Origin of the sequence: Sphingobacterium sp. BIGb0116, from assembly GCF_024808035.1 — a bacterium.
Lineage (GTDB): Bacteria > Bacteroidota > Bacteroidia > Sphingobacteriales > Sphingobacteriaceae > Sphingobacterium > Sphingobacterium paramultivorum.
Window position 1 is genome coordinate 36,962 of sequence record NZ_JANUDT010000007.1, and the last position, 14,408, is coordinate 51,369.

Sequence of the window (14,408 nt, forward strand, 5' to 3'; positions counted from 1 at the left end):
TTAAATCCTTTTGCTGCTTAAAATCCTATGTTCACGCCGATCACTGCTCCTCTTGTGGTGATGGAGGAGCCGGCTTGCGTTGTATTATTATTATAACTTGCTAAGTCTGGATCCAGAAAATCCACTTTTGAATACAACATCGCCGGGTTCATGATCTGTGCATAAATCTTAAAATTACTGATGCCAAGTTTTTGTAATTTTGTTTTCGGAAAATTATAACCTAAACTTACATTTCTTAGCTTGATAAATGATCCGTCACGGTAATTCATGGAAGAGTTCCAAGGATCTGCCGCTTCACCATTTGAGCCTGGCTGATAATATTCAGCATCTTCATGAACGCCCGGAATAAAGTAGTCCAATTTGCGTTGCATATAACGACCATCCAACGTAGCAGCTCCAGCGTTTATGGTCTGTCCCCAACGCGAGAAAATAAAGAAAGATAAGTCAAAGTTTTTGTAGGTGAATGTATTCATAATCCCGCCAGACCATTTTGGACGATAGGATCCCAACACTTGTCTATCATAATTGCGATCTACTTTGCCATCAGGCACACCATCTGGACCACTAATATCCTTCACACGGATCTGTCCGGGTTTAGCGCCATATTTTTTAGCCTCCTCTGCTTCTGAGGTTTTCCAAATACCATCGTAAACCACATCATAAGGGACTTGAATCTCCTGACCAACAATCCAGTTATTGGTTAAATCTTCTTTTCGTCCGTTATTCAATTCGAGTATTTTATTCTTGTCTTTGGACCAAGTTAAAGTCGTATTCCACTGAAAGTTATCATTCTTAACATTGACAGTATTGATCTGAAGGTCAATCCCCCAGCCTGAAGTCTTACCAACATTTGCCATTGTGGCCCCATAGCCTAAAATAGAGTTTAGCGTCATGGCCAATAACAGATCATTCGTCTTCGTTTTATACATGTCTAAAGCACCGCTGATTCGGTTATTTAGAAAGCCATAATCTATACCCAAATTATATTGGGTCGTACGTTCCCAGCCCAATTCGGGATTGGCCATTTTTTGCGGATTAGCAGCAGAAGGATCTGAAGCAACATATCCTGGTGTTGAATTCGTCGCGCTCCAGTTGTAAAAATTTTGCGTCAATAATCCTTTCGTTTGATAAGGTCCAATTGCGGCATTACCAACAATACCAGCTCCCAAACGCAATTTTAGTGTATTGACAAAGCGTGCATCTTTCATGAAATCTTCCTGATCAATGCGCCATGATGCAGCTACGGAAGGAAATGAGCTCCATTGATGCCCCGGTGCCAATACCGAAGATCCATCCCAACGCACAAAAGCAGTTAACATATAACGATCCTTATAGCTATAATTTACACGAGCCATATAGGATTCCATCTGTCTCTCAGATAAGCCCGTTCCCCAACTACCGATAAAACCTCCAGAATTAATATTATACCATAATTCTCCAGCACTATACACATCCGTGGCTTTCATATTACTTGATTCAGAATTATACTTGGATGAACTCTGCAGCAAAGTAACACCAAGGTGGTGATCTGTTCCAAAATCGCGGTCGTAATAGATCAAATTGTCTAAAGTCCAAGCTAAATTGCGGTTTGTTGAATAAGTCACCGCATTATTTCCATCACCATTTATTCCCTCGGCTGCATTTGCTAAACCCAACCGGTAATATCTAAACTCAGGTCCAAATTGCACCCGATATTTTAAACCTTTCAATGGTTCATAAATCTGTCCAAAATCCAATTGGCTAAAGAAACTACCATTCGCGCCAAAAGTCTGACGTTGATTGGTATTATATTCCAATTCATTAATTGGATTGATGATATTGATATCACCCGCCGCAGGATTTCTCAGGTAGGTTCCATTGTCATCATAAGGAACTGTCCAAGGTAACATACCTCGTAAAGCACTGTAATAGTCACCTGCACCTGTTACAGATTTAGAGAAATTATAGCCATAATCTTGATCGGAGAAGAATGTGTTTATTGAAGCTCCCATGGTAAACCATTTTGTTGGCGTAGCTTCAAAACTTACTTTTGAGGTATAGCGATTAAATTTCTGACCGGGTTGTGTAGCATCTTGCTTGAGATAACCAAAAGAACCATAACCTTTGGAGTTTTCCCCTCCACCTGAGACGCTTAACGTATGCTCGGTAGATAAAGCATTTTTACGTCCAAGATCTGCCCAATCGTAATTACCGACTAGGCTTGGATCCCATACGGTATTGTTACTAGTCCAACCTTTGGCAATATTTGCCCATGAGGCAGCTACAGATCCCCATTTAGAAAAATCCTTTGCATAATCTGGTGTCGTTGTTCCGAATTTCGCTAAACGTGCGTACTCCAACCATTCCGCAGCATCCATGTACTCTGTGACATCATACATTTTCTCAAACGTTGCCGTACCAGCATAATTCAACATTAAACGCCCCTTTTTTCCCTGCTTGGTCGTAACCAAAACAACACCGTTCGCTCCACGTGAACCATAGACAGCTGTTGCAGAAGCATCTTTTAAGACATCAATGGTCTCTATATCACTCGGATTAATATTGTCAATGCCACCGGCCTGTAATACCATCCCATCGACTACATACAGTGGTCCCTGATCTGCAGTGATCGATCGCACACCTCTTATCGTTATACTACCTGTTGTTCCCGGACGTTGGTTCGAAGTGATATCAACACCAGCCACCTTACCCTGCATTGCCTGCAATGCATCTTTCACAGGCATTGCCTTCAGTTCTTTCTCACCCACACTGGCAATTGAACCCGTCACATCTTTCTTTTTCATCGTGCCATAACCAACCACCACGACTTCATCCATGACATCGACCTTTTGTGCAAGAACTATATTGAAGTTATTTTGACTACCAACAGAAATTTCTTGGGATTCGAAACCAAGGCTTCTGAAGGCCAATACATCCGATGGCAGCGCGTTGATGGTAAATGACCCATCGGCATTGGTCTTTACCGTCATGGTTTTGCCTTTTACCTGTATTGTCACACCTTGAACAGGTGAACCTTTTTCATCATTTACCTTTCCAGTCCTCGTAGTTTGAGCAAATAAATTTAACGTACACAACATCGCCATAAACAGCAAAAAAGTGTACTTCTTTACATGATGATCAAACCTAATTGTTAAATAGTTTATCATTAAAGTATTATTTAGGTATTATTTTATTCTTTCCCTTGTTGATCTTCGGTAGTGAAAATCGGTTTTCATTATACGAGATAATGAAAATGTTGTATGATCTTTACTTATTGCTTTATAGGACGACTGGCTTAAAAAAATAATCAGATTTCCCCTTAGGCTTATAATGTTGGTTAAAAGTAACAGGATGATTTGTAATAACCATCCTGTTCAATCCTGTCATTAGCTGGCGCCAAAAATAAAAAAATCGCCCTTAAATGCTAAGGGCGATTGAATTAATCAAAATATTAATATCCTGGATTCTGTGTATACAAGCCCGGACTATTGTCTAGTTCTGACTGTGGTACAGGATATAGGACGTAATTCGCTTGAAAATCTGACATCTGCTTTGCGACGTCCTCTTTCCTGATCCAAGCCTTCATGACAGATTCGACATTACCACTGCGGATCAGATCAAACCATCGTAAGCCTTCGCCAATAAACTCCCGTCTCCGTTCGTCCATCAGCTGTGATTTAGTGATATTGGTGAGTTCAGTTGTCAATCCAGCACGTTTTCGGATTTGATTGACGACCGCATCTACATCCGTTTGAATGTTCCCAGGGGCGCCATTCAATATGCACTCCGCCTTTAGCAACAGCAAATCACTATAACGAAATACAATATAATTGATCGGCCAATCCATTCGATTTGCAGGCACTTTGGTAAGGTCTACAAACTTCTTAACAAATGATCTTGTTTCAGCAACATTGCCATAGATATATCCTTGCTGAATACTGAACGTCTTTCTGCTGTCACCTGTATCATACAGCTTAAGCAGGTCATCAGATACTGGCCTGATTGTTAAGCCTCCTTGCGTGGCTAGCCCGAGTGAATTGAACCAATTATCAGGCACAAGCACCCAAGGAAATGTTGCCCCAACAACAGGATTAGCGCCGCTTGAATATTCAATATTAAAAATCACTTCCTTGTTGCGCTCATTACCGTAATCAAAAATGCTATTATAGCTGGTCAGCAAACTAAATTCATTGCTGTTGATCACCTCGTTGAACTGCTCCACCGCTTTCCCCCATTCGTTACTGTTCAAACCCGCACCTTCAACGCCCAATGTGGGTCCTGACCGTGTCATATAGACCAAGCCAAGCAACATTTTTGCGGCGTATTTATTGGCACGGCCTTTATCTGCAGCAGCGTACGCACTGGGTGCAGGCAGCGCATTAATTGCTTTGTTCAGATCTTCAATAATCAAAGCATACAACTCCTCCACGTTACTCCGGCCAATGCTTTTAGCTTGGCTGGCGGATACCACCTTGTCTATCCGTGGCACTTTGCCAAAGTATCGGATCAAATCAAAATAAAAAAATGCACGCAAGAACCGGGCTTCGCCTTCCATTCTATTGCGAAGGCTTTCATCAATAATAGCCGTGGAACCATTCGCCGCAAGTTGTTCCAAATAATTATTTACACGAAAGATGCCGTTAAAATTTGTTTGCCAAGCTTCTATCACATAGGGGTTACTCGCAATCGTTTTATGAAAACTGTTGATCCCTTCCCAATCACGCACTCCGCCGTCCGACACTGCGTACAAGTTATCCGATCGTGTTTCCGAGAGATTCATCAGGCGATCAGGATATCCTCGTGTACTGTTATATATAGCGTTCAATCCTTGAATAAAATCATTTGCTGTCTTAAAGTAGGTATCTGAAGTAGCACTCGAAATTGGTTGCTGGTTCAGATCCATTTTGCAAGATCCCAATAGACCTGCTATCAAAAAAAATAGGCTCAATTTTTTCATCGTTCTAAAAATTTACGTTTAAACCAAATGTCACTGTCTTTGGAATTGCCAGGCCCCCATAATCACCCGCCTCGGGGTAATCAGAGCTTCCGCTTAGATTTGTGTTTGAAGATTCCGGATTCACACCCCCGTCATATTTGTCCTTTCCCCAAAAATTCTCCAATGTCACGAATAAACGGACCAAACTAAGTTTGGACTGACTCCCCAATTTCAGGTCTTTTATATTATAACCAAGAGTGACGTTGCGTAAACGCCAATAGTCCGACGAATACAGCCAATCTGTATTTTTAATCCGTCCAAAAGTTGAATAAGCTTTTCCAACACGACCTTCTCCAGGATCCTCTTCCGAACGCCATCTATCCCGATAAAATCCAAGCGCATTGTCTGATGATCCTTGACCGGTACGTCCCAAGGCACGTCCTAATAAGGAATAGATATGACCACCATTCTGGCCTTGGAACATAAAACTCAAATCAAAATTTTTATACTTAAAGTTGTTGGTTATCCCCCATACATAGCTCGGGTTTGGATGTCCCACAATCACACGGTCATTCGCATCAATCACACCATCTCCATTGGCATCCACATATTTTGGATCACCTGCCTTTTGGCTACCATACAACGCAGCCCCAGCATCAATGTCTGCTTGACTCAATATGCCGTCTTGTTTAACGACATAAATACTATACATCGGCTCGCCAATCCGTAAAAGACTATGCTGGATATCAAATGAGGACGGTATTAAAATCTCCTTTTGCTCACCATCAAGTTTTGTTACTTTATTGGAATTATGACTAATATTAAAAGAAGTAGACCATGAAAAATCTGCTTTTCTGACCTGATGGGACGTGATCTCTAAATCCCAGCCTTTACTTTTCACCTCTCCTGCATTATCCAAATAGGAAGAAAAACCTGTCGAAAGCATGGAAGGAACATTTAGCAATAAATCACTGCTCTTCCGGGTATACCAGTCAAATGATCCTGTAATGCGGGAACCCAAAAGGCCAAAATCCAATCCCACATCATAAGTCCGCGATTTTTCCCATCTTAGATCCGGATTAATGATATTGCTTGGCGCCTGTCCAGAAACGGAAAGGCCATTTGACGAATAATTATAAAAGCCCAACAAGGCAATGCTACTGTAATCACCTATATTGTTATTCCCTGATTCACCATAGCTTCCGCGTAATTTCAGCTCATTGATAAAGGTAACTGGTTTCATAAAACTCTCCTGTGACAGACGCCAGCCCATGGACAACGATGGGAACCAACCCCATTTTGTATTGGATCCAAAACGCGATGAGCCGTCCCGACGAATACTTCCAGAAAGCAAATACTTACCGTCATAGGCATATTGGACACGCCCAAAATAAGAAAGCAAGACACTTTGTGTTGCGCCTGTTGAGGCAACTGTAGCAACTGCACCGTTCAAAGTTGCTATAGAACTATTGGTATAACCTCCCTGCGAGGTGATGGAAGAAGTTTCAAGTTTATCAAAATTATAGGCTTGCCCCAGCAAAGCGGTAATATCATGTTTGTCAAAATTGAGATGATAATTTAACGTATTCTCGTTTACAAAAGTTTGCTTTCGATACACACTGTTGGAGCCATAGGTAGCTTGATTCGGGTTGTTGGTTCGGTTAGCCAAAGTTCCGCCTACAGTGTAGGGCTGAAATCTATTACTTCTGCTATCGGTTTGATCCAAATTAACTGTAGTCTTAAAATTGAAGTTATCAAGAATATTGTACTGTCCGTAAACTGTCCCCAGTAAACGTGAAATTTTGTTTTCCCCGATATAATAATTCAATTTGGCAATGGGATCGTTTGTTGAAGTACTCCAAGGATATTTTTCATTGTCAAAAACGTTTACTGTTCCAGCAGGATGGTCCTGAACAGGTGACATCGAATAAATCTGATGCATGATATTATCCTTTCCTTCCACTCCGGGGTCATTTCCGATAGAATAGGTAGGTGCTAAGTTTAAACCAAATGCGAATTTTTTATTCGGTTTTACTTCAACGTTAGCTCTGGCAGTATAGTTTTTATAATCCAAGCCTTTCACAATACCTTGTTGATTGAGGTAATTCCCCGAGATATAATAATTGACAAATTCTGTCGCTCCCGAAGCCGCAACCTGGTAGTTTTGTATCACTCCTTTTCTATACGCTTCGTCTTGCCAATTGATAAGGTAAAGCCCGGGATGTCCGGGTTCCAGCCAACGGTCATCATACATATAAGATGTATTATATGTCCCGTCGGCGAGTCCCAATATTTTCCGTCGTTCGGCATTGCTTTGGCTTGCCAGCCTTCCGGTACCCGAGGCTTCCCATTGTGCATTGATCATCTCCACCGCTCTATCTATCCACTCTTCACCATTTAACATATCCAATTTTTTATAAGCCTCGGACATGCCTACGTATGAATTGAGACTTACTTTAGCCTGGCCGCTCTTCCCGCGTTTTGTGGTGATCAAAACAACTCCGTTTGCTGCCCGGGATCCATAAATTGCAGCTGCAGATGCATCTTTTAGGACTTCCACAGATTCAATATCGTTGGGGTTCATATTATCCAGCGGATTTCCTGAGGCATAGTTTCCCGAGCCGTTTTGCGAAGCCGTTGACAGTGGGAAACCGTCAATGACATACAAGGGTTCACTTCCAGCGGTAATAGAGCCCGATCCCCTGACCTGAACACTTAACCCTTTTCCGGGAACACCTGTAGATTGCTTAACCCGTACACCGGACATCTGTCCGATCAGGGCTTGATCAACCCGTGCAATAGGGCGCTCATCGAGATTCTCAGCATTAAACTTTGAAACCGGAGCTATAAGGTTAGTTCGTTTTTGGGATCCATAGCCAATGACGACAACCTCATCCAATGCTTCTTGTTTCGGCAACAACTCAACACGTAGAAATGCTAATGTTGATACGCGGACTTCTTTCTGCTGGTATTCCACAGAACGAAATACAATGTTGTCACCAGATTTTGCATGAATACTGAAATCACCATTTTGACCGCTTGCCCCTTCATTTTTGCCATTTACCTGGATTGTAACGCCACTGATCGGCTGATTTTTATTATCAACAACTTTTCCCGTCAATGTCCCCTGTGCATACAATACATGCGTAAAAGCCATTTGAGCCACAACAATGGCCCCATATCGCATTATGTTTTTCATGGATTGAGTTTTTTAATTATTAATCTGATTTATATTGGTAAATCAATTTAAAAGAACTCGTTTGATTAACTGCCCTGAACTTACATGATAACCAGACAATTGCAAATTTTAAAAACTTAAAACGCACTCTGTTTTGTATATTTTAACCATCAAAATTGTAAAAAGTAATGTCCAAAAAAAAGCCTCGTTTTATACGAGGCTTTCAATAGTGCTTACTGCTTTTTGCTTTTAATAACTCCAAATGGTAACAGGTCCAATCAGACCGCTTTCCATGGGTTTCCAGCCGCTTGCATCAAAATCTTTATAATTGATATTGACAAAATTGATTTCGTGATAATTTCGCCAGGCAACTTTTTTACGGTCTAAATAGCTGATACGGTTTGCCATTAAATTGGCAACCTCTATGCGAATCTTGTTTTCCCCATTGACAAGCATTGTTGTAATATCTAGCTGAAACGGAATAGACCATAACACACCGGCCTCCTTTCCGTTGACATAGACCTTTGCACTTTCAGCAACACGACCCAATTTCAGTAGATAGGATTTTGATTGATCCTTATTGATCGAAATTGTTGTTTCATAAGCCCCTGTTCCGGAAAAATTGACAGCATCTTGGTCTCCCCAATCTGTCCAGGAGGAGAGTTGATCGAGCTTTTTAGCCTTTGGTAAAACAGGTCCACCAGCAATAAAACTCACTTTCCAATCGCGATCCAATTGCGCCACTTGGTTTAACTCGTCCTGATAACGAAAGGGTTCTCCGGCCTGTTGCACTGAGGCAAGGACTATCCAGGAATAGCCAGATGGAATCTGCACCCGTATTTTGCCGTTAGCTGATGGCAACTGATATGTCCGCCCAGTTTGGGGATCTAACAGCGAATAATGTGAAGCCTGTGCATTTAGTGTAATGTTACGATCAACGGTCTGTCCACTATGATTGACCAAATAATAATACCTGTCCTTACCAGCGGCTCTGCGTGAAAACTTCAACCCTGTTTGGTTAATCCGTTCTGGTGCGATCTCTTCTGTTTCGAGCGCCGAATTGACATCTGTCGTAAGATAGATTTTGCCTCTTCCAAAAGCTGTATACTGATTCGCTTTATCCTTTTCGAAACCTAGCGATGCAATTAATTTATTAAACAGTGTACGACGTTCCTCTAATTGGCTATATCCGGGAATCTCTTGCGGTAATTGCTGGAAGATGACAGTTGCGCCTTGGTTGGCCATTTCCAGGATTTTCTGCAGTGTCACTTCAGAAAAATAATGACAGGCAGGTATATAAATTGCCCGATAAGGGATCGCATCCTTTGAGGTTTGTAATTTCCCCTCGTTTACTGTAGTTCCCGCCAGAATTTTATCTGTTGCAAAATCAAAGCTATAGCCCCGTTTCTGCAGCTGAACACTTTGTTTATAAAATTGCGTCGGATGTAACCACTCGTCAACATCATGAACCTTTAATGCCTTATCCATTCCCTTGGCATTATTCCAAATATCATAAATGGGCCAATATACCAGCAGTTCGTTGTCAGCACGCGTAGATTGCAAGATAGATTGCACACGTGTAATATATTGATTCAAACCGGTAAGGTGGTCCCAGAACGAATTTTGTGGAACAAAATTAACGGAAGCATAGAACAACCATCCGGGAAAAGGTACATTTTTCGGCGAATAGGTTGTCCCATGATAGAATACATGATTCACTCCAGCAAGGAATAGTTGTTCGACTTCTGGTTTCGTTTGTGACAAAGAAGTTTTAAAATGTTCCGTCAGCCAGGTGAATGTTTCCGAAGAAGTATATTTTTTACCGTATACATTTGTTGCCGACGTCGCAAATTTCGCCATCATGGGGTCTGGATCCACATTACGGATATCAGCAGTATCCCGTCTTAATCCAGGAATATCAAAACTGCTGGATCCAAAGGTTTCACACTCCGCAATATCTGTATCCGCATACAAATCAATAAGATTTCCTGGAGATCCATGGGCTTGATTTTTTGAGACTGCGCTAAAGCGATGGGCAAAATCCGTAAATGGGGTCAAAAAATTCTGGGCAAGCAGTATATCCACAACTTCACGATAATCCGATTTAAGGCCTGCTGTTTTAGCTTCATTCTTGCCCTTACCTGCAAAATCCAGGAGATGATCCTGTAACCTATATCCCTTTATCCGTTCGAATGATTGCAAAAACTCATCCGTCCAATTCGCACCGTATACTTCGTAGCTATCGTTAAAAAAAGCACGTACATGCAATGGTTTGTCCTGAAAAGCTTCGGCAAATCTATTGAAATAAGATGCCACAGAATGCTTCCCCAGGTGATCCAACGTATATCCTTCTCCTCCCGGAGCGGCACGTTTGACTTTCTGCCCTGTTCTACCAGAAAAGACAGCTATTAAACGAATATCGGTAGGGGCTTCCCATGTTCCAGCAGTCTTTGAAATATGATCATCCAGATTAATCTCGCTATTGTCGGCTCTAAATGCCCGTAATGCCTGCAAAAAGAAATAATGTTGTTTAGGATCCTTAGGCTTTAAGGGAAAGGTGACTTTTTCACCTTTTTTTAATTCAAATTCATCTAGGATCAATTTGGTAGCGGCATCCTTTTCTTTGATTTGAGGTCCCCCAAATGGCCAACCAGTTCCCAAATTAATATCCACTCCCATGCCCAAGGCATTGGCCTTATCCGTTGTTACCCCCAACATATTCATCCATTCTGGTGAAAGAAAGTTCAGGTAGCTGGATTCAAATCCCTTAGCGCCATAAATAGGTGTTACCTCAACTCCACCAAAACCACTTTTTTCAAATAAGGTTAATTCGCGTTCGAGATTAGGTCGGTCCACAGCCGAACCGAGCCACCACCAACGCGTCCAAGGCCTCATTTCTTTGGTAACTGCTGGCCATAAATCCTGCGCCATCGTTCGACCGACAGCCAACAGATTACAAGCAAGCACTAATGATATATAAATTTTCTTCATGTTACAATTGGCCTAATCTAGGTGAAATACTTTTTTCAAACTGACCGATACTGGAGAATGATCGGCATGTACTTCCATGATATCATACATATAATCCCACCATTGCTGAACAATAGCTTCCTTACCCAACTCTTGTGACGAATGTCCTGCTAAATATTGAACAGCAAATAGAGTGTCTGTCTCCTCATCCAAAAAAATGGAATAATCAGACACCCCATTTTCGCGTAATAAGGTTATTAATTCTGGCCAGATCGCGTCATGTCTCCGCTTATATTCCGCAGACATTCCCGGTTTCAATTTCATTTTAAATGCTATTTTCTCCATTTCTTTTAAGTCTTCAACTATTTTATGATCGACAAATTTTCTTAATTGGCCAATACCTGATGTATGTCAGCTTCGATAATGCTCAAGGTGCCTTTGGCATTCGCGTCATTACGGGCCACACCATCATCAAGTTTCTTGCCCCCCATTTCAACCTGATTATTTTCCCTCGTGGTAAAAGGTGCATTTTTAAGTTTTATTGTTATTTTTTCACCCCTTGTACGCGGAAATGACAAGGTACAATAGCCTAATGTCACATCTGTATTGCCGTCGAAAACAAGTTTTTCGTCCACAAAAATCTGCAATGGATAAGATCTTGATCTAAAATTATTCAGTTTCAGGTCAACTTCATCAATATCGGATTTTTCCTGCAAAGTATATGTAATCCAGGCGGTACCTAGTTGTCCGTCATTGACCCAATCCGACAGTTCATTGTCGTCATAAGATTGTGATGCTTTCTCTTGATTGGCACCAGCAGCAACTGCACGGATTTTGAGACTTTTTTTCAGTTGCACCAATGTGGGGTTCGCAGGACTTGGTCCACGCGCTAAAAATGAAGGCAAATTTTCGTTAGATTCCTTGACGAAATAATCCGCCATGGTTTTGAGCGGTTGCACCGTCCAAACGGTTGAATCTGACAGTAAACCACTTGATGTCGCCTTCAACATCACACGCCCCGATTTATCGTACTTTGTGCGAAGTAATACACGATTTACACCAGCCTCCACAGGAAGTGAGGTAGCTAAAATATAGTTATCAGGCCCCTGGGCGATACCCCCGCGCCAATCCATCGGTCCATCCAACTTAAAGTCAATCGTATTAGAAGCCAATGGGCAACGTAATCCGTTTTTGTCAAGCACTTCGACTTCTGCCAATACCATATCGTTACCATCAGCAAATAAGCCATTTTTACCATGTTGCGCCGTCAAACGGATTTTGTAAGGCTCACCTGTTGTTTTTAGTTCTTTCTTATTTAACAACTTTCCATCTTTTGTGAATGATTTTGCCGTCAATACGCCGGCCTCAAAATCAACGGCTGGAAATCGGTATAGGAAGTCGTATAGCTTTTCCGCTTCTTTCTGTACTTTTCCGTTCACAGCTAATTCGACCCGATCAGCGGCCGAAACGACCAATACATCTTTTTTCGTTCCGGGAGCATAGTTCCAGTGTCCTACCAGGTACAAGCCTTTTGGATCAGGAGCGATCCAGCCATCCCACATCACCTGGTGGGCAAAGTAAGCATCTTTGGGAATACGCATGGCGTCTACTTCACCACTTCTTCTATAATTCTCTTTTCCCCTAAAATGGGTATTGGAATCCGAGAAAATAATATTGACACCGCCCGAATTTACGCGATCACCAGTGCCCGGACGCATCTTCCAATATTCCCACCAACGGTGTACCGCTTCAACAACATAAGTATCTTGATTCCTGTTATAATCACTGGCATCTACACCTTTATAAAGCGGGCCTTCACCATCCTTATGAAAAGGATAACTCAATTCGTCCCAATATTTACGTAAGGCCTCATCTCGCATATATTCGGTTGCGATCATGGGATGACGCGCACTTTTATTGATATACAACATTTCACCACCATACTCAGCTAGCTTACTATCCAGCATTTCACGTGAGCCAATTGCCCGTCCGCCAGCTGGATCGTATTGATCACGAATAGTCTTCATCTCTGCCATATGTTCCTCCGAAATCGATTCGTTTCCACATTCATAAAACAAGACACTTGGGTTATTCCGATAATAAATAATTGCATCACGCATAAGCTCCGTTCGCTGCTCCCAACGTCTACCTTGGACATCTTTTTCGGCATCTCCTGCAGGTAGCATTTGCATCAGTCCCACGCGGTCGCAGGATTCAACATCCTGTTTCCAAGGTGTTACGTGCATCCAACGAACCAAATTGGCATTGCTCTTGACCATCAGTCCATTGCTAAAATCACTTAACCAAGGTGCTACAGACAAACCAACAGCAGGCCATTCATTACTTGTACGCTGTGCATAGCCCTTCATCATCAAAACCTGATCATTCAGATAGACCATGCCATCTTTAAAAGCCGTTTTTCGAAATCCTGTTTTCGTCTTTACAGCGTCTATAGTTTTGTTGTCCTGTACAATTTTTGTCGTAACCGTATAGAGATAGCCATAACCCCAGCTCCAAAAATTAACCTGATTCATGGTTGAGTTCATGGTCAATTGTTGTGTTTGATTGGCAGGAAGATTGAACTTTTTTGAAAATGTTTTCACTAATTTTCCTTCGGCATTATGTACTTCGGCAACAAAGTTGACCAGACGCGATTGCAGGGTTTCATTCTTTACCTCCGAAGAAACAAAAAGATCCATTGTCTTTTCAGGGATATTTATGTTTTTCGCATACACATAAACACCTGTAGTCTTCAAATTGGAATACAATGGTAAAGTCTGATAAATTTTGGAAGTAAAGTGGATCCACACATTTTTTGGAATTCCACCATAGTTTGCATTAAAGTTTTTATCGTTCCATTGATACGTGCTATTTGTTGCCTTTTCACGATAGCTCCAACTATTGTCTATACGTATGGCCAAGATATTTTCGTGATCGCGATCAATCAGGTCCGAAATATCAAGTCCTGCTGCCATAACGCCATTTTCATGACGACCAATAAATTTTCCATTGAGATAAAATTCTCCGCCAAAGCGAATCCCTTCAAATTCCAAAAAGACCTTATCGGAAGTAATTCCCTTGGGAATACTAAACTTTTTTCGATACCAAACAATAGTTGTCGAAAGGTCATGTATCGCTTTTGTGAAAGCTTCATCTTCATTCCATGCTTGAGGCAAGGCAACCTGCTTCCATGCCCGATCATCGAAGCCTGTCGCAGAAGCATCACTAACATCGCCAATATGGTAACGCCAGTCAGCGTTGAAACTAAAAGTCCTCCTCCCCGCTTGAGCATATGTACCGAATGAAAGCAGCAGGCAACAAAAAATAAACAGGAACCTTTTCATC

6 protein-coding genes are annotated in these 14,408 nt (G+C 41.7%); all 6 read right to left on the reverse strand.

Annotated features, from left to right (window positions below; translation table 11 throughout):
- Positions 1-17 precede the first annotated feature (17 nt).
- Positions 18-3,146, reverse strand: coding sequence for a TonB-dependent receptor (locus tag M2419_RS16805; RefSeq protein ID WP_259255426.1), 3,129 nt, complete (start codon positions 3,144-3,146; stop codon positions 18-20).
- Positions 3,147-3,430: 284 nt separating this feature from the next.
- Entirely contained in the window at positions 3,431-4,936 is a 1,506-nt protein-coding gene (locus M2419_RS16810; RefSeq protein WP_259255427.1) for a RagB/SusD family nutrient uptake outer membrane protein, read from the reverse strand.
- A gap of 4 nt (positions 4,937-4,940) precedes the next feature.
- Positions 4,941-8,114 (reverse strand): TonB-dependent receptor, encoded by a 3,174-nt coding sequence (locus M2419_RS16815; protein ID WP_259255428.1) that lies wholly within the window; start codon positions 8,112-8,114, stop codon positions 4,941-4,943.
- 228 nt (positions 8,115-8,342) lie between these two features.
- On the reverse strand, positions 8,343-11,084 hold the full coding sequence (locus M2419_RS16820; RefSeq protein WP_153844231.1) for a glycosyl hydrolase: 2,742 nt from the start codon (positions 11,082-11,084) through the stop codon (positions 8,343-8,345).
- Between the two features lie 12 nt (positions 11,085-11,096).
- A complete protein-coding gene (gene rhaM, locus M2419_RS16825) occupies positions 11,097-11,408 on the reverse strand; it encodes an L-rhamnose mutarotase (protein ID WP_153844232.1) in 312 nt (103 codons plus the stop codon).
- A 41-nt stretch (positions 11,409-11,449) separates the two neighbouring features.
- Entirely contained in the window at positions 11,450-14,407 is a 2,958-nt protein-coding gene (locus M2419_RS16830; protein WP_153844233.1) for a glycoside hydrolase family 2 protein, read from the reverse strand.
- Position 14,408: the final 1 nt, after the last annotated feature.